Source organism: Pseudomonas sp. CLCA07, assembly GCF_053615335.1.
Genome location: NZ_CM132131.1, coordinates 3,693,602 through 3,718,742, shown reverse-complemented (window position 1 = coordinate 3,718,742; position 25,141 = coordinate 3,693,602). Strand labels below are relative to the sequence as shown.

Genomic DNA, 25,141 nt, shown 5'->3' with positions numbered 1-25,141 from the left:
GAGTGAAGCAGAAAATGATCGGTTCATGTGCAAACCACGCGCATGAACAACACGGCGAAAAGCCTCAAACCGGCTTCGCCAACCACTTTCCTCGAAAATCCTGTCGAGTCATTCAACTCGGTCTTCTGCCTGAAAACAGCAATCAAACGTGCAGACGCAAAAAAGCCGGGAATTTCCCGGCTGCCGCATCATACACACGTTTTCCCAAAGGATCACCCCGCCCGAGGCTTTAGCCGCCAGGCGGGGGATGATTCAGGTCAACGCGGTATCAAGGCTTGGCTTTTTCCAGGTAACGGAAGAAGTCGCTGCTTGGGTCCAGGACCATGACGTCGGATTTGTTCGCGAAACTTTCACGGTAGGCACGCAGGCTACGGTAGAACGCGTAGAACTCCTGGTCCTGGCCGTAGGCCTTGGAGTAGATGGAAGATGCCTGGGCATCACCGTCACCTCGAACCTCTTCAGATTCACGATAGGCTTCAGCCAGCAACACGCGGCGCTGACGATCGGCGTCGGCACGGATGCCTTCTGCCAGCTCGTTACCCTTGGCGCGGTGCTCGCGAGCTTCACGCTCACGCTCGGTGCTCATACGCTCGAACACGCTGCGGTTCACTTCTTTCGGCAGATCGATGGCCTTGACCCGAACATCGACGACTTCGATGCCCAGTTCTTTTTCCGCCATCTTGTTCAGCGAAGCGGTGATGTCAGCCATCAGCGCGTCACGCTCACCAGAAACCACTTCATGCAGCGTGCGCTTACCGAACTGGTCACGCAGGCCCGATTCCAGACGACGGGACAGACGCTCGTCGGCGATCTGCTTGAGCCCGGAAGTTGCGGTGTAGAAGCGCTCGGCGTCTTTCACGCGCCACTTGGCGAAGGCATCCACCATGACGGCTTTCTTTTCCAGCGTCAGGAAGCGTTGCGTCGGTGCATCCAGCGTCATCAGGCGTGCGTCGAATTTACGCACCTGGTTAACGTAAGGCACTTTCACATGCAGGCCCGGCTGAACATCGGCCTGAACCACGCGACCGAACTGCAGCAACACCGCACGCTCGGTCTGAGCCACGATGTAGAAGCAGTTCCAGGCCGCGATCGCCACGACGACGCCGACAATAAGGGCGATCAGCGATTTATTGCTCATCAGCGACTCTCCCTGGTACGTGCTTGCTGTTGTTGCAGATCAGCTGCTGCACGCGTATTCGCTTCATTGCTGCTGGCTGCCGCGCCCGAAGCCGGAGCGCTGCTGGTGGTGCGACCACTTTCGACCATCTTGTCCAGCGGCAAGTACAGCAGATTGCTCTGGCCATTCTTGTTGCCGGTCACGAGTACCTTGCTGGTGTTGGTGAAGACTTCCTGCATGGTGTCCAGGTACAGACGCTCGCGGGTAACTTCAGGAGCCTTGCGGTATTCATAGACCAGTTTGGTGAAGCGATCAGCCTCACCCTTGGCGCGCGAGACGGTTTCGTCACGGTAACCATTGGCATCCTCGAGGATACGCTGGGCCTGACCACGGGCTTCCGGCACGACGCCGTTGGCATAGGTCTCAGCCTGGTTGCGCGAACGTTGCTCGTCTTCACGGGCACGGATCACGTCATCGAAGGCTTCCTGGACTTCACGCGGTGCCGCTGCGTTCTGAACGTTGACCTGGGTAACGGTGATACCGGTGCGATAGGTATCCATGAAGCGTTGCAGACGCTCCTTGATCTCGCTGGCCATCAACTCACGACCTTCAGTCAGTACCTGGTCCATGGCGGTAGAACCCACCACGTGACGCAAGGCACTATCTGTCGCTTGCTGCAGGCTGATTTCCGGCTGATCGACATCCAGTACGAAATCCTGCAGGTTGCTGATCTTGTATTGCACGGTCAGCGGCACTTCGACGATGTTCTCGTCTTCGGTCAGCATCTGCCCCTGCTTGGTGTACGAACGCTCACGCGTAACGTTTTCCAGGTACTTCTTGTCGATCGGCGGGAAATAGATGTTCAGGCCCGGGCCGACGGTTTCGTAGTACTTGCCGAAGCGCAGCACCACGGCTTGCTCCTGCTCGTCGACGACGTATACCGCGCTGTACAGCCACACGGCCGCCAACACGACAAGGCCGATGCCAAGAATGCCGCCGAAGCCGCCGCTCTTGCCCGAACCACCGCCGTCATCACCGCGTTTCTTACCACCACCGAACAACCCGTTCAGGCTTTCCTGCAGCTTTCGGAAGGCCTCGTCGAGATCCGGTGGTCCCTTGCGGTCGCCGTTATTGCGGCGCTTGCCACCCCAAGGATCCTGATTATTCGAGTTGCCACCCGGCTCATTCCAAGCCATAGCGCTCTCCATCTGATAAAGCAAAGACGCACCCACGGCGCGCCGACCAATGCTACAGAATGCCTGTCACCACGACACAACCGCTTTCTCAGGCTTTTATTGCAAAGTGTGTTGCTCGATGAAGTCATTCGGCTGCAAACCTTCGCGGCTCACCAATCGATTCAATTCGATCCGTGGCAAGCGAACGGCCAGCAAGCTGATGCCTTCTTCGTCGTGTTCTTCTTTCTGTACCGCACCGACTTCAAAAAATTGTGCACGCAGTCGAGCAAAACGTTGCGGCAAGCGCAAGGTACCAACAAACAAATCATTCCCAAGCAACTCGGCCAGGGCCTGCTTGAGCAGGTCCAGGCCTGTACCGTCCTTGGCCGACAACCAGACCCGCAGCGGTTTGCCATCGGCATCGCGCTGGATCTGCGGCTCTACGCCCTCGAGCAAATCGAGTTTGTTGTATACCTCAAGGATCGGCAAGTCTTGCGCCCCGATCTCCCCGAGCACCACCATGACCTGTTCAATCTGGGCCATACGCTCGGGTTCATGAGCGTCGATCACATGCAGCAGCAAGTCAGAGTTGCTCGACTCTTCGAGCGTAGCTCGAAATGCCTCGACCAGCTTGTGAGGTAGATGACGAATGAAGCCCACTGTATCGGCCAGCACGATCGGCCCGAGGTCATCGAGCTCGAGTCGACGCAAGGTCGGGTCGAGGGTCGCGAAGAGCTGATCAGCAGCGAAGACGTCGGAATCGGTCACCGAGTTGAACAGCGTCGATTTGCCGGCGTTGGTATAACCCACCAGTGAAACCGTCGGAATGTCAGCGCGTTTGCGCCCGCGACGAGACTGCTCGCGCTGGCTGCGGACCTTCTCCAGACGCCCCTTGATTTGCCGCAGGCGAACCCGCAACAGGCGTCGGTCGGTTTCGAGCTGGGTTTCACCCGGACCGCGCAGACCGATACCGCCTTTCTGCCGCTCAAGGTGAGTCCAGCCACGAACCAGCCGCGTACTCATGTGCTCAAGCTGGGCCAGTTCGACCTGGAGCTTGCCTTCATGGGTGCGGGCGCGTTGGGCGAAAATATCGAGAATCAGACCCGTGCGGTCGATCACGCGACACTCGAACACACGTTCAAGGTTACGTTCCTGACTGGGCGTGAGGATGTGATTGAAAATCACCAGATCTACCTGCTCGGCGTTGACCAGGTCGCGTAATTCCTCGACCTTGCCACTGCCAATCAGGTATTTGGCGGTTGGCCGATGACGCGGCACGTTAAAAAACGCGACGGTCTCGGCACCTGCCGATATTGCCAATTCCTGGAACTCCTGCGGATCTTCGCGCGCCTCAGGGTCCTGACCATCCAAGTGAACGAGAATGGCTCGTTCACCACCACCGTGGCGCTCAAAGAACAAAGGAGACTCCTATCAGGCGTTACCTGGCTCAGCGTCACCTGCTTCGGATTCGGTTGCGCTAGGCAGACGAATTGGACGAACCGGCACCACTGTAGAGATAGCGTGTTTGTAAACCATCTGGCTCACGGTGTTTTTCAGCAGGATAACGAACTGGTCGAAAGACTCAATCGTGCCTTGCAGTTTGATACCGTTGACCAGGTAGATAGACACCCCAACTTTCTCTTTACGTAAAGTATTCAAGTAAGGGTCTTGTAGCGAATGCCCTTTTGACATGTGCCGCACTCCTTTAAGGATTCAAAATAAAAAAAATAGGTAAACAGATGGCTTTAGCCGTCACACCCCCTAGGATAGACGGCAATTGCAAGGTCTCACCTCAATATGGAGATGGACCCCAAGTATTTCAAGGCGCGCGGCAGATTGTCGCAATCGAGGCTGTCCAGCCAGTGTAAATCAGCCCAACTGCGCAGCCAGGTGAACTGACGTTTTGCCAATTGGCGCGTGGCAATGATTCCACGCTCCTGCATCTCGGCTTGCGTCAGCTTGCCATCCAGGTAATCCCAGACTTGTCGGTAGCCTACTGCACGTATAGACGGCAACCCGGAATGCAGGTCACTTCTCTTACGCAGGGCTACGACCTCGTCAATGAATCCCTGTTCCAACATATTCGTGAATCTTTGTTTAATTCGCTCGTGCAGTACCTGGCGATTTGCCGGAGCAATGGCCAAGTTCGCGACAGTATAGGGCAATTGTTGCAGTCCCGAAGCGGCTGCTTCAGTACTTTGCGCAGTTTGTCTCAGTCGCAGCTCGGTCATGCTCTGACCGCTGACGCGATAAACTTCCAGTGCTCGACTGAGTCGCTGCGGATCGTTCGGATGAATACGCGCCGCCGATTCCGGATCGATGACCGCCAATTGATCGTGCAGCGCTTGCCAGCCAAGGCGCGCAGCTTCTTCCTCGATCTGCGCACGCACATCCGGATCAGCCGCCGGCATGTCCGCCAGACCTTCGACCAACGCCTTGTAATAGAGCATTGTGCCGCCCACCAGCAGCGGGATTTTTCCCCGCGCAGTGATATCGGCCATCGCTTCGAGGGCATCACGGCGAAAATCAGCGGCCGAATAGCTTTCGGCCGGGTCAAGAATGTCGATCAATCGGTGCGGGAATTGGATGAGAATTTCTTTCGATGGCTTGGCAGTGCCAATGTCCATGCCACGGTAGACCAGTGCCGAATCGACACTGATCAGCTCGCACGGCAGGACTTTGCTCAGTTCGATGGCCAGGTCGGTCTTGCCCGCAGCGGTCGGGCCCATCAGAAAAATCGCTGGAGGGAGCTGGCTCATCAACGACCGCGCAAGAAGAGTTTGTCCAGATCGTCCAGGCCCAATTGGGTCCAGGTCGGTCGGCCATGGTTGCATTGACCGCTGCGCTCGGTGTTTTCCATGTCGCGCAGCAGACCGTTCATTTCCGGGATCGCCAGGCGCCGATTCGCACGAACCGCGCCGTGACAGGCCATCGTCCCGAGCAGTTCGTTCAGATGAGCCTGAATCCGGTCGCTGGAGCCGTATTCCATCAGGTCCGCCAATACATCACTGACCAGTCGATTAGCTTCAGCTTGCTTGAGCAAGGCCGGGATCTGCCGGATGGCCAAGGATTCAGGCCCCAGGCGCTGCAATTCAAAGCCCAGACGCTGGAACCACGCGACGTGCTCTTCGGCGCAATCGGCTTCGCGCTGACTGACGGCCAATGACTCGGGTACCAGCAGCGGCTGACCGCTCAGGCCTTCGCTGGCCATGGCGATTTTCAGGCGTTCGTACATGATTCGCTCGTGAGCCGCATGCATGTCCACCAGCACCAGCCCCTGGGCGTTTTCCGAAAGGATGTAGATACCTTTGAGTTGCGCCAGTGCATAACCCAGCGGCGGAATGTCGTCCTGCCCGGCCGGCAGTGCGACCGCGTTGGCCTCGGGCAGCGGTGCAAAAAACTCGCGGTAGGCGGCCTGAGCTTCGGCGACCGGCACCCCGGACTGAGGCCGCGGCGTGTATTGATACTGATAACCGGCGCCAGCGCCCGAGCCAGCCGGAGTATTGAACGACGGCTGCGCCTGAGGCTGCTCCAGCAGCGCATTGGCCGCCAGGCGCATCTCGCCCTGAGGGCCGAATTCACCGGCGTCCAGGCCGGTCGGTCGCACGATGGCCGTCGCCACCGGTGCGGCCAGATGATCTTCCGGTCGGACATCGCCCAAGGCGCGGTGCAAGGTGCCATAGAGGAAATCGTGAACCATGCGCCCGTCACGGAAGCGAACCTCGTGTTTGGTCGGGTGCACGTTGACGTCGACGCCCGCCGGATCGACTTCGAAAAACAACACGAACGTCGGATGCCGGCCATTGAACAGCACGTCGCGATAGGCCTGGCGCACCGCGTGGGCCACCAGTTTGTCGCGCACTGCACGGCCATTCACAAAGAAATACTGCAAGTCTGCCTGGCTGCGATTGAACGTCGGCAAACCAACCCAACCCCACAAATGCAGGCCATTGCGCTCGATTTCGATTGGCAGCGCCTGTTCGAGAAAACCAGAACCGCAAATGGCTGCCACACGCCGGGCACGGGCCGCGTCGTCATGGGCTTCGTGCAGGCTAAGGATGGTTTTGCCGTTGTGACGTAAATGGAACGCCACGTCGAACCGCGCCAATGCCAGACGCTTGATCACTTCTTGCAGGTGATCGAATTCGGTTTTTTCGGTCTTGAGGAATTTGCGCCGCGCCGGGGTGTTGAAGAACAGGTCTCGGACTTCCACCGAGGTGCCGACCGGGTGAGCGGCTGGTTGCACACGAGGCGCCATGTCCCGGCCTTCGGTCTCAACCTGCCAGGCCTGATCGGCATCGCGGGTGCGGGACGTCAGGGTCAGGCGCGCCACGGAGCTGATCGACGCCAGGGCCTCACCACGGAAACCCAGGCTCATGACCTGTTCCAGGTCCTCAAGGTTACGAATTTTGCTGGTGGCGTGTCGGGCCAGGGCCAGCGGCAGGTCATCAGCAGAAATACCACTGCCGTCGTCGCGCACCCGCAGCAGCTTGACGCCACCCTGCTCGACATCGACATCGATGCGTTTGGCGCCAGAATCGAGGCTGTTTTCCAGCAGCTCTTTAATCACCGAAGCCGGGCGTTCAACCACCTCGCCGGCGGCAATCTGGTTCGCCAGTCGCGGGCTGAGCAGCTCGATGCGAGCGCTATTGATCACCACCTGATTCATTCTTTAGCCGCCAACTCAGTGCCTGGAATGGTCAGGTGCTGACCGATCTTCAGCTCATCACTCGACAGGTTATTGGCGTTGCGCAGCGTCGCTGGCGACACCTGATAACGCACGGCAATCATCGCCAGGGTCTCCCCCGGATTGACCCGGTGATCACGTGGGCCCTGAGCGATTTTTCCGGAATCACGCAGCCACGCAATGTAAGTGCCCGGCGGCGGATTCTGTTGGAAGAACTGGCGTACGCCGCTGCTGATCGAACGCGCCAGCGCCTGTTGGTGATTCGATGCCGCAAGCTTTGAGGCTTCGTTGGCGTTGGAGATGAACCCGGTTTCGACCAGGATCGACGGGATGTCTGGCGACTTCAGCACCATGAACCCGGCCTGCTCCACACGCTGTTTGTGCAACGGAGTGACACGACCGATATTGCTCAGCACTTTCTGGCCGACGTTCAGGCTGGACGTCAGCGACGCCGTCATCGACAGGTCGAGCAGCACGCCTGCGAGCATGCGGTCCTTGTCATCGAGGCTGACGTTGCCGGCACCGCCAATCAAGTCGGAGCGGTTTTCACTGTCCGCCAGCCAGCGGGCAGTTTCCGATGTAGCGCCACGATCAGACAAGGCGAATACAGAAGCACCGAAGGCGGCGCTCGAAGGCGCGGCGTCGGCGTGGATCGAAACGAACAGGTCGGCGCCTTTCTTGCGGGCGATTTCGGTACGGCCGCGCAGTGGAATGAAGTAGTCGCCGGTGCGGGTCAGTTCGGCGCGGAAGCCTTTCATGCCGTTGACTTGACGCTGCAATTCGCGGGCGATGGCCAATACCACGTCTTTTTCCTTCTGACCGCGAGAGCCCGAGGCGCCTGGGTCTTCGCCGCCGTGGCCAGCATCGATCACCACAAGGATGTCGCGCTTGCCGGCCGGTGCCGGTGGAAGCTTGATCGCCGGTTCAACAGGCGTGACCGGCACTGCCGGCACCGTGGCGACCGAAGGCGTTGGTGCTGGCGACGGCGAGGCATCGGCGGCGCTATCAAACAGGTCAACCACCAGTCGGTTGCCGTATTGGGCGTTCGGGGCCAGGGAGAAACTTTTCGGGGTAACAGCCTTTTTAAGGTCGATGACCACCCGCAAGTCGGTCGGCGTGCGTTGAGCCGAACGCATGGCGGTGATGGGGGTATTGGAGGTGTTGACGTTCAGCGGCGCACCGAGTGTCGCCCCATTGATGTCGATTACCAGCCGATCCGGAGCGGTCAGGGTGAACACGCTGTGTTGCACAGGCCCGGTCAGGTCGAACACCAGCCGTGTGTTGTCCGGCGCCCGCCACAGGCGAACGCTATTGACCTTCGTGTCGGCCACAGCGTCGACGGTTACCGCCAAAAACAACAATCCTACGGCAGCTACCATCGCGCGAAAGCGCATACCAAACCCCATCATTTAATTGGTTTCCAATGCCAAAGCGGCACACCAGGCCTCGCCACGCGAGCCCTGGGATAAAATTTTCAGCGAACGCCCGCTGTCTTGCGGGCTAATGGTAATGGTCAGGTCGGGCTTTGGCAAAAAGCCTGCACCTTTATCGGGCCACTCAATCAGGCACAGGGCATCGTCGTCAAAGTAGTCGCGAATGCCGAGGTACTCCAACTCTTCCGGATCGACCAAACGGTACAGGTCGAAATGGAAGGCGCGGATCTCGCCGATCTCGTAAGGCTCGACCAGCGTGAATGTCGGACTTTTTACCGCCCCATCATGCCCCAACCCCCGGATGATGCCCCGCGACAGCGTGGTTTTCCCCGCCCCCAAGTCCCCTTCCAGAAAAATCAGACCGTGCCCTTGGGTGGTTTTTGCGATATGTGCGCCAAAGGCGGTCATCGCCTCTTCATCAGCCAGGTACAGGGTTACTTCAGACACGGTGCTTGCTCCTCCAACAACTGACGAATGGCCGGGATCAGATCACTGGCCGCCAGCCCACGGCCCTCTTTACCTTGTTGCTCACCCGCATTGGCGTGCAGCCAGACGGCCAGACACGCAGCGTCGAACGCCTGCATGCCTTGAGCCAACAGCGCACCCACCAGGCCGGCCAGTACGTCGCCCAGACCGGCGGCGGCCATGGCCGGATGACCTTGATGACACAACGCCAGACGCCCATCGGGGCTGGCTATCAGGCTGCCGGCGCCTTTCAACACCACGACAGCTGTGTATTTTTTGCTCAATGCATGCGCCGCTGCCGGGCGATCCGCCTGCACCTGAGCAGTGCTGATCCCAAGCAACCGCGCCGCTTCGCCCGGATGCGGCGTGATCACGCAATCCTTGGGCAAATTCACGCGCTCTTCGGCCAGCATGTTCAACGCATCGGCGTCCCAGACTTGCGGCAACGGTGCATTGGCGGCCGCCGACAGCAAACTTTGCCCCCAGGAAGCCTGCCCCATGCCGGGACCGACCACCAGTACGGAAACTTTTTGCAGCAGTTCCATCAGTTGGTTGGCCGATGACGTGCCCAGCACCATGGCTTCAGGGATTCTAGCCAGCGCGGCGCCGACATGCTCACTGCGAGTGGCCACGGAAACCATGCCGGCCCCGCTGCGCAGAGCGCTTTGTGCACTCAGCAGGATCGCACCACCCAAACCGCGATCACCACCGATCAGCAACACATGGCCGAATTTGCCTTTGTGGGAAGTCGGCATTCGGGGGGCAAGTTGCGGCAAGTTACGGGCCGTCAGGCGACGAGCGCTGACCAACGCGGCCTCAATTAACTGCGGATCAGCGTGTAAATCGTTGAAAACCAGTTCACCGACGACGTCTGCGGCATCACCGGTGAACAGCCCCAGCTTCAACCCGATGAAAGTCACAGTGAGATTGGCATGCACCGCCGCACCGAGGACGCGACCGGTATCGGCGCAAAGGCCCGAAGGGATATCCACCGCCGCCACCGGTAAACCGCAGGCGTTGATCGCTGCAATGGCGTCAGCGTAAGGCGCTCTCACCTCACCCGTCAGACCGGTGCCCAGCAACGCGTCCAGCACGATGCCGCGCAGTTGGGTCTGCGCAGTCCAGGACTCAATCAAGACATTCTCGGAAACGGCCTCCGCATGGGCCAACGCCGCGTCGCCCTGCAAACGCGGGGGATCACCGACCGCCAGCACCCGCACCGACCAACCTGCACGTTGGGCCAGTACCGCCACCAGATATCCGTCACCAGCGTTGTTGCCGTGACCGGCCAGCACACTCAACTCATTCGCCGACGGCCACTGCCGGACCAATGCACGCCAGGTCGCCCGCGCCGCGCGTTGCATCAATTCGAAGCCCGCAGTGCCGCCCGCAATCAGGCTCGCATCGAGCCCGCGGACCTGCGCAGCGCTATACAGCGCGTCGGGTAAATCATCTTTAGTGTGCGGCATGCGTCTTCGAGCTCCGATGTCTGGCAGAATTATACGCACCTCAGCTCCGGTTTCTCTCGTCTCATGCCTGCTATTACTACAGACCTGCCCGCCCTCGCCCAATCCATCAAGGACTGGGGACGCGAGCTGGGCTTTCAACAAGTCGGCATCAGCGGCCTGGACCTGGCCGAGCATGAGCAGCACCTGGAGCGCTGGCTCGCCGCTGGCTACCACGGCGAAATGGACTACATGGGCGCCCACGGCAGCAAACGCTCGCATCCGGAAGAACTGGTTCCCGGCACCTTGCGCGTGGTTTCCCTGCGCATGGACTACCTGCCGGGTGACACCCAAATGGCGCAATTGCTGGCTCAGCCGGAAAAAGCCTACGTGTCGCGTTATGCCTTGGGCCGTGATTACCACAAGTTGATCCGCAAACGCGTGCAACAACTGGCCGATAAAATTCAGGGTGAGATCGGCCCGTTTGGTTTCCGCGCGTTCGTCGACAGCGCCCCAGTACTGGAAAAAGCCATCGCCGAACAAGCCGGTCTTGGCTGGATCGGCAAAAACACCCTGGTTTTGAATCGCAAGGCCGGCAGTTACTTCTTCCTCAGCGAACTCTTTGTCGATCTGCCGCTGCCGGTCGATCCACCTCACACCACCGAACATTGCGGCCGTTGCACCGCGTGCCTCGACATCTGCCCGACCAACGCCTTCGTCGGCCCTTACGTACTGGACGCCCGGCGTTGCATCTCGTACCTGACCATCGAACTGAAAAGCGCGATCCCGGAAGATTTACGGCCACTGATCGGCAACCGGGTGTTTGGTTGCGATGACTGCCAAATCGTCTGCCCATGGAACCGCTTCGCCCGTCCGTCCGGCGAAAGCGACTTCAAGCCACGGCACAACCTGGACAATGCCGAATTGGCCGAGCTGTTTATGTGGGACGAGGAAAAATTCCTCAGCAGCACCGAAGGCTCGCCGTTACGCCGCGCCGGTTATGAGCGCTGGCTGCGTAATTTGGCGGTGGGGCTGGGTAACGCGCCGTCGAGCATTCCGGTGCTGGAAGCGTTGAAGGCGCGCAGGGATTACCCGTCGGAGCTGGTGCGTGAGCATGTCGAGTGGGCACTGAAACAACACGGACTCCTGTAGCAGCTGCCGTGTAGACGTCAGGCTTCGTCGTTGTAAACAAACTTCGGCATTTCCCAGTGAAAACGAATCGCCAGCAACCGCAGCAGGAAGCCACCAAACAGCGTGATCAAAATCGCCTGTTCACCAGGTAATTGCAGGTAGATGCAGAGCATGTAGCACCACGCCGCCGCGAACGAGACACTGGCGTAGAGCTCTCGGCGAAAGATCAGCGGGATGTCGTTGCAGAAGATGTCGCGCAGGATACCGCCGAATACGCCGGTGATCACGCCACTGACCGACGCCACCAGCATGCCGTGGCCCATTTCCAGCGCGGTCATGCAGCCGATCAGGGTAAACGCCACCAGACCCACGGCGTCGAGCACCAGAAATAACGAGCGCAGGTGGCGCATCCAGCGCGCAGCGAAGACGGTGAACATCGCTGCGATTGAGGTCAGCACCAGGTATTCCGGGTGTTTGACCCAAGTCAGCGGGTAGTGCCCGAGCAGCACATCGCGCACCGAACCGCCGCCCAACGCCGTGACACAGGCGATCAACACCACACCAAACCAGTCCATGCCGCGGCGGCCGGCAGACAGCGCACCGGTCATGGCTTCAGCGGTGATGGCGATCAGGTAGAGCATCAGCAACATGGCGGCGGTCCTTGCAGAAAGGCGCGCAGTCTACTCACTTCATCGACGCCCCAAAAGAGGGCGATCATTGCGCAGGACCGCGTTGCCTGTATCGCGGGCAAGCCATGCTCCTACAAAAACAGGGCACACACCGCTTCTGTAGGAGCATGGCTTGCCCGCGATGGCGTCACCCAAGGCGCTATCAGAACTTGATGAAGTGCTTGCGGTAGTGCTGCAGCTCGGCGATGGATTCGCGGATGTCGTCCAGCGCCAGGTGGGTGCTACCCTTTTTGAAGCTGTCGCGCACGTCCGGCGCCCAGCGAGCGGCCAGCTCTTTAAGGGTCGAGACGTCGAGGTTGCGGTAGTGGAAGAAGCTTTCCAGGGATTTCATGTGCGTATAAAGGAAGCGACGGTCCTGGCAGATGCTGTTGCCACAGATCGGCGACTTGCCCTTGGGCACCCACTGCTCCAGGAAGGCGATGGTCTCAGCTTCGGCTTCGGCCATGCTGATGCGGCTGTCGCGCACGCGCTGGGTCAGGCCCGAGCCGCCGTGTTGACGGGTGTTCCACTCGTCCATGCCGGCGAGGATTTCGTCGCTGTGGTGGATAGCGATCACCGGACCTTCGGCCAAGGTGTTCAAATCACTGTCGGTGACGATGGTAGCCATCTCGATGATGACGTCGGTATCAGGGTTCAGACCGGTCATTTCCAGGTCGATCCAGATCAGATTCTGCGGGTTTTGCATGTGTCGGCTCCTAGGCAATGCTGCGCAGTTTAGCCTAGGCAACCGGCGGGGCGTGCTAAACTCGCGGCCGTTTTACCTAATCGCTGCATTCTTGATACGGAACACCCATGGCCAAACGCCAACTCAATCGTCGTCAAAACTGGCGCATCGAAAAGATTCAGGGCGAACGCGCTGCCCGCGCCGCCAAACGCGAGTCCTCGGCTGTCGAGGCACTTGAGGGTGGCGACCTGGGTCCGGAGCAGACGGGCCTGGTGATCGCGCACTTCGGTGTCCAGGTCGAAGTCGAGGCCCTCGATGGCGAGCTGGCTGGCCAGGTGTTCCGCTGTCACTTGCGTGCCAACCTCCCGGCGCTGGTGACCGGCGATCAGGTAGTCTGGCGTGCCGGCAACCAGGGCATCGGCGTGATCGTGGCGCAACTGCCGCGCAAAACCGAACTCTGCCGTCCGGACAGCCGTGGCCAGCTCAAGCCGGTAGCGGCCAACGTCGACATGATCGTCATCGTCTTCGCCCCGCTACCCGAGCCTCACGCGAACCTGATCGACCGTTATCTGGTCGCTGCCGAGCACGCCGGGATTCGTCCGCTGCTGCTGCTCAACAAATTCGACCTGATCGACGAGCAAAATGCCCCGGCGCTGAATGCCTTGCTGGCGGTGTACCGCACGCTCGGTTACCCGGTGCTGGAAGTCTCGGCACATCACGGCAACGGTATGGAGCAACTTCAAGAGCAACTGGACGGACGCATCAGCGTATTCGTCGGCCAGTCCGGCGTCGGCAAGTCGTCGCTGGTCAACAGCCTGCTGCCGGAAGTCGAAGCCCGTGTCGGCCCGCTGTCCGAGCTGTCCGGCCAGGGCACCCACACCACGACCACTGCGCGGTTGTTCCACTTCCCCGGTGGCGGTGAGTTAATCGACTCCCCGGGTATTCGTGAATTCGGTCTGGGCCACGTCAGCCGTGCCGACGTTGAAGCCGGCTTCATCGAGTTCAACGACCTGATCGGCACCTGCCGCTTCCGCGACTGCAAGCACGACCGCGAACCGGGTTGCGCCCTGCTCAAGGCCCTCGAAGAAGGCCGCGTGCAGCAGCAACGGATGAATAGCTACCGCTCGATCATCGCTAGTTTGCCGGAAACCAGTTACTAAACAGACGCGCCCACCGCCCCGACACTGACGGAACGGTGGGCCGCTTGTTGCGACCTACACATGCCCCCACTGATTAAACGTCAGACACCTCTGTAAGACTTCCGCGCGCCCGCTTGAAGGACCCGTCTCTTTAACCGCGCAGGCCTTGTTGCGGCCATTCAAGTGCATACATTCAAGCCCTCTTCGCATTCCGGCGATACCGAGGGACAACCATGCAAACCTATCATTTGTTCATCAGCCATTCGTGGAACTACCCCCACGCCCACGACAATCTCGTGCGCCTGCTGAACGCCAAACCCGGCTTCACATTCAAAAATTTTTCAGTGCCGACGGACAACCCGATCACCGACGCGCAGACCGACAAACAACTGGCAGCCGCCATCGAAAACAAGATCCGGCCCTGCTCGGCGGTGCTAATCATGGCGGGGATGTATTCGACCTACAGCAAGTGGATCAACAAAGAAATCGAGATCGCCAAGCGGATGGGCAAGGTGATCATTGCGGTCAAGCCGTTTGGGGCAGAGCGGATTTCCACGGTGGTGCGTGAAGCGGCGCACGCCGAATGTGCGTGGAATACCAACAGCATCGTCAACGCCATTCGCCTGCACACGGCGGTGTAACCATGCGCAAGGGACTGTTCATCGGCATCAACCACTACACCTACGTCTCCCCATTGAGCGGATGCAATAACGACGCGATGGCCATGGCCTCGGTGCTGGAGCGCCACGCCAACGGGCGTCCGAACTTCAACAGCAAGGTTCTGACATCGGCGGAGGAAAACCTCACTCACACGAACCTCAAGCAGCAGATCCAGAGCCTGTTTTCCGGCGATTGCGATGTGGCGCTGCTGTATTTCGCCGGTCACGGCCAGTTTGATACCAGCATCGACGAAGGCATGCTGATCCCTCAGGATTTCGGTCAGGGCGTCGAAGGCATCCGCATCAGCGACATCCTCAACTGGGCGGAACACGCGACCCACATCAAGAACAAAATCATCATCCTCGACTGCTGCCAGGCCGGCGCGGCGTCCGCCATGCGCGGGTTGCGCGGTGGCAGCAGCGTGATCAGCGAAGGCCTGACCATTCTCACTGCCTGCAAAAAAGACCAGGTGGCGCTCGAGGGTCGCGGCCACGGCGTGTTTACCGACCTGTTGCTGCAGGCACTGCACGGCGGAGCCGCCAACGTCTTGGGCAAAGTCACGCCCGGCAGCGTGTATTCGTTCGTCGACAACGCGCTTGGGGCATGGGAGCAACGGCCGGTGTTCAAGTCCAACGTCTCGCAATTTGTACCGCTGCGGGAAGTTACGCCGCTGATTGCCGAAGAAACCCTGCGCAAGCTCAAGGACTGGTTCCCGGAACCGAGCTACGTGTTCCCGTTGGATCCCAGCTACGAACCAACCGAGGCCACGTTCGATCCCGACAACGGCGACATCTTCAAGCAACTGCAAAAGTGCAATCGCCACAGCCTGATCGAACCGGTGGACGCCGAGCACATGTACTACGCCGCCCTCCACTCCACCGGCTGCCGCCTGACCGCCCTCGGCGCCTATTACCGCGAACTTGCGATCAAAGGACATTTCTGATGCCTGTGTTTATCAGCTACCGCCATACCGATCGCGCCCATGCGATGGCCATTAACACACGCCTGACGCAGGCAAACATCAAGACCTACCTCGATGTGCTGGACCCGGAATCGCAGACCACTGAAGACATCACCACCGTCATCACCCGCAACATCACCGAATGCACACACCTGATGGCCGTGGTCTCGGAACAGACCGCGCAATCGTGGTGGGTGCCGTTCGAAATCGGCGAGGCCACCATCAGCAACCGCCGGATCTGCTCGTACAAGATCGGCCCCAGCGCGCTGCCGCTGTACCTCGACAAATGGCCGAAATTGAGCGGCGAGAACGACATCAACTTCTTTATCGATGCCTATCGTGAGGAGGTGGTCTCCAAACGCTCAATAGGGCTGGAGTCGTTCAGCGAATCCGTTCGCGGCACTTACCGGCGTGATGCCGAGCTGTTCCACGACCAGCTCAAGAACCGCATTCGACGGGGCTTCTGACAGGTACAAAAAAGCCGCGATCATTTCGCGGCTTTTTTGTGGGTCACTGCTTCGGTGGTTCCGCCGGTTTCGGTACCCGGTCCGCGAACGTTGTGGCGCCCAAGTGCATATATTCAAACCCTCTTAGCAGTCAGGTAATGCCGAAGAAAAGCCCTCTAGCCTACTGCTATTCTTTTGACTGATTAATTACATGCATCGAACAGGTCCTCTCAATATCTAACCTTCTGGCGGACTGTCGAGTTCGCAGACATGTCAGGGCTTGATGAACTGACCGACGGGTGCGAGATATTGAGAAAGACAGATATTAGAGTGATGCTCATCACGCCCCACACCGAAAGCCATTCTCAGAACCTTGTCATACTTTTCTGCAGCAACGAGAGCCTGTGCCTGTATCAGTTTCGTACTGATATGCGTGAAACCGTATATTTGAATTGCTTTCAAAACAATTGACTCCACACACTCCACTCGCTGGAAAAGTATTTGCTTGGCCCTATCTGACCCCGACATCAAAATACCAACGAGCGCACGCTTGTCGCCTGTAGTAAATGAGTAAGGCTGTTGATTTTTATAGAGGGAAAAAGCATGCATCAACAGCAAAAGCTCACCATCGTCGATGCTGTCGATTTGAAGCAATTCATCCATGAAGTCAAAATCTTCATCGGCAGCTCCAAGCACACGGCATGACTGGACGAGATTACAAAGTCGATCGTAGGACTGGTAGCTACCGACACGCCTTGACACGCATTTATCAGCGTCATTTAAGTAGAGAGAATGCTTGGCACTATCTAAAACGTAGCAATCACCAAGTCCGCACTGAAAAACCGCCAAAGCCTCATCAATCAAGTCACATTGAGCAAGTTTTACTAATATGTCGTTGTCGGTGAGGAGAATCATTTATGCGATAAGCTTCCGCAGCAAATGCTCGCTGTCGTGCTTTAGGTTTCCATGCAGCTGCCGAAAAACAAAGTCTGATACCAGCGACTGATCTGTGCTTTCTCCAGCAATAAGATTTGCCGCAGAGACACACAAAGGGAAAAGTCGTTTGTTGTTATGGGCGCAATTTAAAACGATATGTGTAGGATCGATCTTATGGTCTTTCCCATACTGTACAGCTTGACGTGCCAGCACAGGTGCTTTGATCAACTGCTGAAGCGTTAGATTGCCGTGAGCATTGCCAGTCAGTAACTGGATAGCAAACTGGTCCGCTGCAAGCTCATCGGTATCTTTGCCTAGATCATCATCTTTTTTGATTTCATCATCAACAATCGTTCCATTTGCGCCCACATGCCCCAAGGCAATATGCCCAAGTTCATGTGCCAAATGGAAAAGCAAGAAACCACTTTTTCGATTGTTGGAAAGGACGATCGATGGCCGGCCATTAATCGCCATGGCGATGCCATCCATTTTTCGGCCGAGTAGAGGCGTAGCCAAGTGGATGACTGGGATGCCAATGCTCCAACAATAATCGAGCAACGCAGACAAGCCCACCCAGGGAGCCCCCGACAAAAGCAAGTGCTCGCGAATCGCCAGCGCGTCCGGTGGAGGCGGAGCGAATTGAGTATCGAGTGCAGAAAGCGCGAGACGCGAGGCGCTGCGAGCCAAAGCAACCGCAAGATTCACATCTGCTTCAGAGGTTTTGGCAGACATTTTGAATCGTTTATCTGCCGGTAAGTCGAATTCAATCCGGGGAGGCGTCTCACTGAAAGGACGCATACGCAGACTCAGTGCTTTGGCCAAATAAACCTTGGCTTGTTGCACACCTGACGGTGAAGCCTCTACCTCATCTGTCCACCAGTCAGGCAGCAGAAGTGCGAGCTTTCTTTTCGAGATGCCCTGCTTGTCTAAGGCGGAGTAAAGGTTCTGAATTGTGGTCATAGATCCCTCCTCCCTAGAATGGCATCACATGAAATGGGTAGCTCTCAAGCAGTAGACATCATGTCTTACCGCAAAACTCACGGGACAGTATAGATTCTTTGTAGCAGTTGCAAGTTATGCAGAGAAGCAGACCGTGCTGCTTGTCGGGGTCAGCCAGCGCCCTCCAGGAACACAGGTTCTAGTGGCTCCGCCCCCTCATTTAGCCGGTTTCCACAGCTCAAAAAAAGCCGTGAATACCGCGGCTTTCTGGTCTTCATCGTGCGGCTTTTTCCAGCCTCCAACCCAAGGCGTCCAAGGCGTCACAGCCATCCTGAATCAATATATGTGCAGCATTGGCGAAATGCTCCAGATCGTGACCTTCGGCGTCTTTGACGCACAGGCAGGTGACGCTGTTGAGCAGATTCCGGCCGGCTTTGATTCGGTGAACGGCGGTTTCAAGAAGATCAGAAGCGCGGGCTTCTGTGTCTATGTACAGCGTCGGGCCGACGCTGAAGTTGCCTTGGAGCGGGTGGTACTTAGCCATGGGTCAAAATTCCAGATAATTTCGTGAGGTTTCATCTTTGTTTCGACCGGCTAAGATCGGTCACCAGGTTGGCAGCGACGGCGGAACTATAGGCTGATGCTTGCACGAGGGAGAACCCCAGCGCGAAAATTCAGATCGTTCCTACAGCCGTTACCAACGCCCCCCCCTTCAGACACTGTCTTTTTGCTCGCATTCAAGATCGACAAGCCGTGTGATGGGGCCATTGGCTTTCAGGCGTTCAGTGACAACTTTCGGCCACAAGTTGCGGGAGCGGCGCTTGGCGAGGCTGTAGGTGAATTCCTGGATTCGATCCTGGGGGTAAAACATTGGCTCGAGTATCAGCACTGCAACATCACTGGCGCCTAAGTAATTCTTGCCGCCCGCCTCCTTTTTCGCCTGTTTTAACCGAGCCAGTGTGTGCTTGAAGCTATCACTCATTTTGAATCGCACGGCTAACTGGCTTTTTACGAATGCATCGGACTCACTGTGATTGCCCTGTTCGTCGAAATAAGGGCCATTGTTCATATAAGAACGGATGTACTCCCAAAAGCCTTTTTGCATTGCCAGTGATTTCCCAAAGGGCGCACCGAGGCTGATCATCAGAGCCGTTTCCGGCTCTTCAAATTTCCACACCCTAATTTCCAATGAAGCGTTTTGCATGCCCCCGATTTGGGTGCCGACCAGTTGAAACTCATTGGCTACAGCAGAGATGCCATCCCACGGGGCGTGGAACAACTCGCCTTCGTGATCGAAATACACTTCGCGGGTGCGGCGGTTGAACAGAATGGGCAAAGGTAACGGGCGTAGGGTTTCCCACAAGAACGGCACCAGAAATAATGAAATCCCAAGAGCAAGCATGTAGAAATCGAAAACACCTTGCACCGCCAGCATCAAAGTAAGCCCCACCGATGCGCAGCCACCTATTCCACCCAATACGCCAGTAAGCTGTCCTCGATCAGAGTCGCCACCTGCTTGTAAAGCCAAGTAGTGCTCGGTGTGATCATCGGTAATGAACAATTCCATCGGCTGTTCACCCGTAGGCTTGTTCGCTTCAAGAATTGCCGTAGGTGTAGCACTGAAGTGCGATTGTTCTGGTGTATTCATATCCAAGCTCGTTCCATGATTTTGACCGCTGGCAGCATCAGTCCTTCTTGCGGGGAATAGATCAACTCACCCTCGATACGCTGCAGGTCCCTCACACCATCCTCATGGTACACACGACGGTAAGGCGTGGTGCCAGCTGGTACAGGAATGCGGGTGCCGCTATGGAGAGCAAAGTCCTTGCCGGTCCATTCGACCTTTTTAATCCGTTCGGAGTGGTAGCCGAGTGTATCGCCCCAGACTTCCTGTCCCTTGAAGTGAATCATGGCGTCTGTCAACGGCACATTCTCTCCGGGGAGATTCAGCATCAGATAGGTGGAGGTGACTTGGCCTTGGTAGGGGTGCATTTCTGCCAGCCGGCGGGCATCAAAACTGATGGGGAACAAAATGGGGTACAGATTCTCCATGGACAGGGCATAGCTGTTGGACCAAGTGTCGTCCGGACGGATACCAAAGTGGCTGTTTTTCACCCACTTCTCCAGCCGCGAGTCCGCAGTGTGTAGACGGGCAATGACCCCACCTACAATCACAACCGTCAGCCCCAGCAACTTGACTCCCAGGTGCGGCACTGCATTTAGTCCCTGAGCAATCGTCGCTGCATTCCCAGCTAACACCGCAGCCCGAGCGATTCGCAATGCACGAAAAGCCTCGACATGGAGCTTGATACTGGCCAGCGAAGCACCGACTACTGCCAGGTTGGCAGACATAGTGTCGAAGTCACCCGCTTGGTACGCCTCGAAGGCGTCTATCCCATAAAGTACGACGTCAAAGGCAAGGAAAGCACCTTGTGCCAGTGCAGCAGTGGCTGCTCGGCCTAACGCTCTGGCCAAAAGCAGACGAGATGAAATTGACGTGCTTCCGCTATGGCGCACAGCCGAAGCCCAGTTAACCTCTGCAACTCGCTGAACGACCGCTGCGCCCGCCGCACCAATGCCAAACGCAGCCCCAGCTGCACTAAATCTGGTTTTGAAGGTTTGCTCGTCAGACAGCTGATTCATTGACCAAACAAAGTTAACCCCAGCAACCAGCGTCACAATCGACTTGATCGGCGCCTTGCTCAGCGCACTTTTCAAATCAAACACGCTGCCCAATTCAATACCTACCACCAGATTCACCGGCAACGGCGGTAGCTTGGTGTTGGCCGGCACTAAATGCATGAAGGGGATACCGTCAGCCACCCCGCTGGCCACCGGTGCAACGTTCAAAGCAGCAGGCAATGTCTGGCGTGTCCCCATCAAATCGCTGTACCACTCGCCCATTTGGCGTGGCGTGACGCCGGAGGTGAGGATACGTTGGTCGCTGCGGGCAAGGGCTGCCGCCATGTACACCCGCCCGACGTTGCTAGCGGCGTTGTCCGCCTGATGCAATTGCAGCGCCGCGACGGGGGCGATGGCCAGAAATAGCGCTTCGAGACTGGTTGCAGGCTTGTGTTGCTTCAGTTTGTCGGCGGTTTTGTTCAGCGCATCGGCATAACCGAACGCTCTGGCGAGTTTGCTGGCGCCATCTTGCACAGCAGCCTGGTTATCGCGGGCCACATCACTGAAGTCCACAAGGTATTTGATTTCTCCAACACCCAGCCGTAACGGCAACCCAAGCAACGCCCAAAGCAACCATGGCTTACCGGCCCTGTCACCATCCAGACTGAGGGTAATGGCCTCGGCCCCGACACTGGTGCTGGCCGGTCCGAGGCAGGCTTCAGCAAAATGCAGTTCCAATGCCTCACGGGCAATCGGTTGGGTAATGTCGAAATGACCACAAGCCGTGTCCAAACTCGACGGACCAGTGACATGCTGGGTGTTGAACCACGCCACCCAGAGTTGGGCCAGGCGACGCATATCGGCGGTGTACCGATCATTCTGGATGTCTTGATCTTTCCATGCCCGCTGGAGTTCGTCATAGCGAGTGATAGACGGCAGTTGTGCACTCAGTTGCCGGTCGCCTTCGCTCAATGACTTGAGGACACTGGCCATCGCCCACTTTTCAGCGTGATGTTCCTGATAACTGTCAAACCCAGCCTTGCGAGCGCGCATCAACGCGGCAAGGTCGAGCAGTACGCCCCAAGCATCATCAATGTCGGCGTAAGCCTGTTGTTCACAACGTGCCATCTGCTTGAGTACGCTCAGCCAGTCGGGTGCGTGCTCCGTTTCAGGCTGACCGCTCCAGCCATAGCGTGTCGCATCGGTGTATTCGCCAATCTGCTCGGCGAGGGTGTCGACCTTGCCACTGAACGGTGCAACTCCCGGCACAAAACTGCGCATGATGCGTTGGCGCACGGCAGGGTCCGTTTTGGCGGCCAGATACTGCGGTTCACTCCAACGAATGGGCGACCAAACCAATCCGGCAGGATCGCCCGCTCTCAACACCAAGTGAGGTTTGACCCGATCATCAATGACCTTGCCAGCACGGGGCGTTTGCTTGAACTGAGCCACTTCGACTTGATACTCCACCAACCTGGGCGGGTTGCTTTCCCAGACGTACAACCAACCATCGCGCAGTAAGCGGCAGGTGTAATTCAGCGAGTGTTGGCTCAAGTCAGGATGACGGGGCCCGAGTTCGGGAAAGTTGCCCTCCAGCGCAGGCAAATCATAGGCACTGGTATCGACAGCGGTTGTTGGACCGAGGGCATATCGAAGTGGCAAAACGGCGGCGAAAATCGGGCAGGTTCCGAAGCGCGCGGGATCGGGGGTGCTCATGCATTGTGCTCCATGCAGGCTGGCAGGCTGAGGGCCTGCAAAAGCGCCTCGGGCAGGGTGATTTGTGCGGTCACCCCGTTATTGGCCGGCGCCAAGTCGTATTCAGCCCTTTCGTTTTTCCAAGCGCACACCGCCGAATCCGAATGCCATAACCAGACGCTATCAACGCCACACCAGAAACCCGCCGGCCACTGCGCGCCTGCCATCCAGGCACGGTTCAGTGCGGCACCATCGGCCAGACGTAACCAGAACTCCCGTTGCTGTTGATCAAAAATACGCAAGCGACGTTGCAGAACCGGAAGCAGTTGTTGGGCACTTTTAGAAGTGGCCAACCACACTCCTCGCTGCAAATCCCTACCGCCCCACCACGCGGTATAGGCGACAGTACCCAATGAGGCATTCAGTAAAAATGGCCCCGCCCTGGCAATCGGTTCGTACGCCGTACCTTTGAACAGCGATTGGGGAGTGTCCGGGCCGTAGTGTTCGCCAAGCCAATCGATAGCGTCGTCATACTGAGCGCCATCCAGTAAAAGCAGGCCCTTTTCCATAGTTTCGGCGGTCATGCTTGAGCCTCCTCGGCGTCCTGAGTCTCTTGAGCGGCATCACACACCGGACAAATCCCCGTGCTGGCTTCACGAAACACGATGTTTTGTTTGAGCAGGGTTTCGCTGGGAAGGGTGTTAATGACCAAGACTTCGGCTGCAAGGGGATTCGCTGACAGCGCCGATTGCGCTGACACACCGGCCACCGGCGCCCCACCCTGAACAATGGCCACGCTGCTGAAAATGCCGGCGGCGTTGATCACGATGTGCTGACCGCCACACTCAAGCGTCAAGCTCGAATCGCCCTTGATCACCACATGGCTGGCGGTGACATGAGCGTGAGGCCCTGCCTGAATTACCAGCGTGCCCTCTGCCGTCGTGCTGCTGTTGCCGCTGATGGTGATCAATTCATTGCCGCCGATCACGGTGTTGCGCGCACCTTCGGTGGTGTGCAACTCGTCGCCCTTGATCAGGCTGGCGCTATGGTGGTCGACCTGTTCGAAGCGGTCGTTGCTGATCAGGCTGTGGCTGTCACGGGTGATCTGTTCGCGGCGGTCGTTACCAATGTTGGTATCGCTGTCGTTGAGGATCAGTTGTTCGAGGTCGCGTTGGGCGCGCAGGTAAATCTTCTCCTGCCCGGCGCGGTCTTCGAGCGACAGTTCGTTGTAACCACCGCTGTACGGGGAGCTTTGGCTGCGCAAGACGGTTTTGGTTTTGTTTTCGGGCAAGGGGTATGGCACCGCATTGACCTTGTTCGGCGCGCACCCGGTAATGAACGGATGATCGGGATCGCCGTCCAGAAAGGTGACGACGACTTCCATGCCGACACGCGGAATCGTCATCGCGCCGAAATGTGGACCCGCCCAGTGCGTCGAGACGCGCAGCCAGCAACTGCTTTTTTCACTGTTGAGTTCGGCCCGGTCCCACGGCAGTTCGACCTTCACGCGACCATATTCATCACAGTAGATCTCTTCGCCGGCAGGTCCGGTGACGCGGGCGGTCTGGCTCACCAGCAGCGTTTTGCGTGAGCGCATCGGCGGCCGGTAAATCACGTCCCATGGCAGGACGCTGAAGCGGTTGCGATAGCCTTGGGTAAAGCCGTCTGCGGGTTGGACGTCGCTGGTGATGGCCTCTTCCAGTGACTGAGGCTGTTTTCCGCAGTGCGTCACGCTGAGCAACAGCCACAAGTCGTTGCAGGCTTTGCGGGGGTGATCGGTCAGGTCAAAAAAGTGCCCACTGCGCAGGCTCGGCTGATCGCTCCGACCCTCGATCAACTGGTAATCGGCACGGTGCCGCTCCAGGGCCTGGCGCACGAGCTGTTTGCCGCGCTGTTCGTTATCGATCAAAGCCCGGTAACGGTAGTCTTCAAGCTCAGGAGTGAACTCGGCCGTGAAGCGGTTTTCCAGCAGAAGATTCGGGCGTTGGAAGTCGTAGTGCCGGCGCGTGGTCGTGCTGGTGCGGGTGCTGAAACGCATCGAGAACTGGCTGACGACCGGTTGGTCCGCCACCATGCCGGAGTCTTGTTGATAAGCGGTTTCGCCCAGTTTGGGAAACCAGGTCTGGTCATCGGTGAACACCAGCACATGGCCTTGCGGCGAATGCTGGTAATGCCACGCGATGCCGTCTTCGGCGCACAGACGCTGGACCAGTTCGTAATCACTTTCCCCATATTGCGTGCAGTACTCGCGCTCGGGGCTGGTACTGACATGGAAGGTAAACGCATCGGCCTGAATGCCGTGACCTTTGAGCACCTGAGCAATGATTTGCGGCACGGTCAGGTGCTGGAAAATCCGTTGGTCGTAGCTGAACTGCAGATAGTGCAGCGCGGGCACCAAGGTCAGTTGATAGCGGGTCAGGCGTTTGCCGGACTCACCGACGAGCACGCCTTCGATGCGGCCATGAAGACCTTCGCCGTGATGACCGAACTCTAGAAAGGCGGGCTGGCTGAGCAGGCTCTCGAGATCGACATCCGGGTTTTCGCTGACCAACTCGACCTGGATCGCGTACAAGGCGCTGATGGCTTCGACACCGTCGAAGGCGAGGACTTTGAAATCGTTGCGAACCGTGGGGATGTGCAGCGCGAAATGCGCCGTGTTGGCCAAACCGAACATACGCTTATCCTTAAGCAAAGAGGAAATGAAGCGCGATGTCCAAACCGTCCATGGTCTGTGCACGCGAAATGGGCGCGCACGGTACCAACGGGGGGCAATGAATTGATGCCGGACAACTCCACAAAACGCGTAAGATCTTTCCCGACCTCAGATCGACGCGGGAGAATGGCCGACAATCTCCCTCACAAACGACAGGCACAAAAAAGCCGACATCACTGTCGGCTTTTTTGTACTGCTTTTCTGATCCCGATCATTTTCGTGAC

The 25,141-nt window shown here is 57.9% G+C and carries 23 protein-coding genes; 5 read left to right on the top strand and 18 right to left on the bottom strand.

Annotation, left to right across the window (positions count from 1 at the left end; all coding sequences use genetic code 11):
* Nucleotides 1-268 precede the first annotated feature (268 nt).
* The 9 genes from hflC to ACWGZX_RS17100 all read right to left on the bottom strand — a co-directional run bounded on the left by hflC (nt 269) and on the right by ACWGZX_RS17100 (nt 10,346).
* Complete coding sequence (gene hflC / locus ACWGZX_RS17140; RefSeq protein WP_223520176.1) at nt 269-1,138, bottom strand: protease modulator HflC; 870 nt, start codon at nt 1,136-1,138, stop codon at nt 269-271.
* Complete coding sequence (hflK, locus tag ACWGZX_RS17135; RefSeq protein WP_223520174.1) at nt 1,138-2,313, bottom strand: FtsH protease activity modulator HflK; 1,176 nt, start codon at nt 2,311-2,313, stop codon at nt 1,138-1,140. The genes hflC and hflK overlap by 1 nt, the downstream gene beginning before the upstream one ends.
* 96 nt (nt 2,314-2,409) lie before the next feature.
* Nucleotides 2,410-3,711 (bottom strand): ribosome rescue GTPase HflX, encoded by a 1,302-nt coding sequence (gene hflX / locus ACWGZX_RS17130; protein WP_452624716.1) that lies wholly within the window; start codon nt 3,709-3,711, stop codon nt 2,410-2,412.
* Nucleotides 3,712-3,723: 12 nt separating this feature from the next.
* Complete coding sequence (gene hfq, locus ACWGZX_RS17125; protein ID WP_007902656.1) at nt 3,724-3,984, bottom strand: RNA chaperone Hfq; 261 nt, start codon at nt 3,982-3,984, stop codon at nt 3,724-3,726.
* Between the two features lie 95 nt (nt 3,985-4,079).
* On the bottom strand, nt 4,080-5,051 hold the full coding sequence (gene miaA, locus ACWGZX_RS17120) for a tRNA (adenosine(37)-N6)-dimethylallyltransferase MiaA (RefSeq protein WP_452624715.1): 972 nt from the start codon (nt 5,049-5,051) through the stop codon (nt 4,080-4,082).
* Nucleotides 5,051-6,961 carry a DNA mismatch repair endonuclease MutL gene (gene mutL / locus ACWGZX_RS17115; protein WP_452624714.1) on the bottom strand — a complete coding sequence of 637 codons (1,911 nt, stop codon included), beginning with the start codon at nt 6,959-6,961 and terminating at the stop codon, nt 5,051-5,053. Before mutL ends, miaA begins: the two co-directional genes overlap by 1 nt.
* Complete coding sequence (locus ACWGZX_RS17110) at nt 6,958-8,388, bottom strand: N-acetylmuramoyl-L-alanine amidase (protein ID WP_452624713.1); 1,431 nt, start codon at nt 8,386-8,388, stop codon at nt 6,958-6,960. The genes mutL and ACWGZX_RS17110 overlap by 4 nt, the downstream gene beginning before the upstream one ends.
* Nucleotides 8,389-8,859 (bottom strand): tRNA (adenosine(37)-N6)-threonylcarbamoyltransferase complex ATPase subunit type 1 TsaE, encoded by a 471-nt coding sequence (gene tsaE / locus ACWGZX_RS17105; protein ID WP_452624712.1) that lies wholly within the window; start codon nt 8,857-8,859, stop codon nt 8,389-8,391. It abuts the gene before it with no gap.
* Nucleotides 8,847-10,346 carry an NAD(P)H-hydrate dehydratase gene (locus ACWGZX_RS17100; protein ID WP_452624711.1) on the bottom strand — a complete coding sequence of 500 codons (1,500 nt, stop codon included), beginning with the start codon at nt 10,344-10,346 and terminating at the stop codon, nt 8,847-8,849. Before ACWGZX_RS17100 ends, tsaE begins: the two co-directional genes overlap by 13 nt.
* 63 nt (nt 10,347-10,409) lie before the next feature.
* On the opposite strand from ACWGZX_RS17100, the gene queG reads away from it, so the two are divergent.
* The gene (gene queG, locus ACWGZX_RS17095) at nt 10,410-11,474 is read left to right on the top strand and encodes a tRNA epoxyqueuosine(34) reductase QueG (protein ID WP_452624710.1); all 1,065 of its coding nucleotides are present in this window, start codon (nt 10,410-10,412) and stop codon (nt 11,472-11,474) included.
* A gap of 17 nt (nt 11,475-11,491) precedes the next feature.
* Here queG and ACWGZX_RS17090 read toward each other — a convergent pair whose 3' ends face one another.
* Both ACWGZX_RS17090 and orn read right to left on the bottom strand, forming a co-directional pair.
* Nucleotides 11,492-12,103, bottom strand: coding sequence for a trimeric intracellular cation channel family protein (locus tag ACWGZX_RS17090; protein WP_094469417.1), 612 nt, complete (start codon nt 12,101-12,103; stop codon nt 11,492-11,494).
* A gap of 181 nt (nt 12,104-12,284) precedes the next feature.
* Complete coding sequence (orn, locus tag ACWGZX_RS17085) at nt 12,285-12,827, bottom strand: oligoribonuclease (RefSeq protein WP_056746367.1); 543 nt, start codon at nt 12,825-12,827, stop codon at nt 12,285-12,287.
* 107 nt (nt 12,828-12,934) lie between these two features.
* Between orn and rsgA the strand changes: the two genes are divergently transcribed.
* From rsgA to ACWGZX_RS17065, 4 genes are all read left to right on the top strand, one after another.
* On the top strand, nt 12,935-13,966 hold the full coding sequence (gene rsgA, locus ACWGZX_RS17080) for a small ribosomal subunit biogenesis GTPase RsgA (protein WP_046028394.1): 1,032 nt from the start codon (nt 12,935-12,937) through the stop codon (nt 13,964-13,966).
* A gap of 212 nt (nt 13,967-14,178) precedes the next feature.
* Nucleotides 14,179-14,586, top strand: a complete 408-nt coding sequence (locus ACWGZX_RS17075) for a TIR domain-containing protein (RefSeq protein WP_452624709.1) — start codon at nt 14,179-14,181, stop codon at nt 14,584-14,586.
* A 2-nt stretch (nt 14,587-14,588) separates the two neighbouring features.
* A complete protein-coding gene (locus ACWGZX_RS17070; protein ID WP_452624708.1) occupies nt 14,589-15,548 on the top strand; it encodes a caspase family protein in 960 nt (319 codons plus the stop codon).
* Nucleotides 15,548-16,033, top strand: coding sequence for a toll/interleukin-1 receptor domain-containing protein (locus tag ACWGZX_RS17065; RefSeq protein ID WP_452624707.1), 486 nt, complete (start codon nt 15,548-15,550; stop codon nt 16,031-16,033). The genes ACWGZX_RS17070 and ACWGZX_RS17065 overlap by 1 nt, the downstream gene beginning before the upstream one ends.
* 252 nt (nt 16,034-16,285) lie before the next feature.
* Here the strand turns inward: ACWGZX_RS17065 and ACWGZX_RS17060 are convergent, their stop codons facing one another.
* The 7 genes from ACWGZX_RS17060 to tssI form a co-directional block, all read right to left on the bottom strand.
* On the bottom strand, nt 16,286-16,927 hold the full coding sequence (locus tag ACWGZX_RS17060) for a hypothetical protein (protein WP_452624706.1): 642 nt from the start codon (nt 16,925-16,927) through the stop codon (nt 16,286-16,288).
* Entirely contained in the window at nt 16,928-17,908 is a 981-nt protein-coding gene (locus ACWGZX_RS17055; protein WP_452624705.1) for an ImmA/IrrE family metallo-endopeptidase, read from the bottom strand.
* 253 nt (nt 17,909-18,161) lie between these two features.
* Nucleotides 18,162-18,431 (bottom strand): hypothetical protein, encoded by a 270-nt coding sequence (locus tag ACWGZX_RS17050; protein WP_452624704.1) that lies wholly within the window; start codon nt 18,429-18,431, stop codon nt 18,162-18,164.
* A gap of 168 nt (nt 18,432-18,599) precedes the next feature.
* Nucleotides 18,600-19,535, bottom strand: coding sequence for a hypothetical protein (locus ACWGZX_RS17045; RefSeq protein ID WP_452624703.1), 936 nt, complete (start codon nt 19,533-19,535; stop codon nt 18,600-18,602).
* Complete coding sequence (locus ACWGZX_RS17040) at nt 19,532-22,225, bottom strand: toxin VasX (protein WP_452624702.1); 2,694 nt, start codon at nt 22,223-22,225, stop codon at nt 19,532-19,534. Before ACWGZX_RS17040 ends, ACWGZX_RS17045 begins: the two co-directional genes overlap by 4 nt.
* The gene (locus ACWGZX_RS17035; protein ID WP_452624701.1) at nt 22,222-22,788 is read right to left on the bottom strand and encodes a DUF4123 domain-containing protein; all 567 of its coding nucleotides are present in this window, start codon (nt 22,786-22,788) and stop codon (nt 22,222-22,224) included. Before ACWGZX_RS17035 ends, ACWGZX_RS17040 begins: the two co-directional genes overlap by 4 nt.
* On the bottom strand, nt 22,785-24,878 hold the full coding sequence (tssI, locus tag ACWGZX_RS17030) for a type VI secretion system tip protein TssI/VgrG (protein WP_452624700.1): 2,094 nt from the start codon (nt 24,876-24,878) through the stop codon (nt 22,785-22,787). Before tssI ends, ACWGZX_RS17035 begins: the two co-directional genes overlap by 4 nt.
* Between the last annotated feature and the right edge of the window lie 263 nt (nt 24,879-25,141).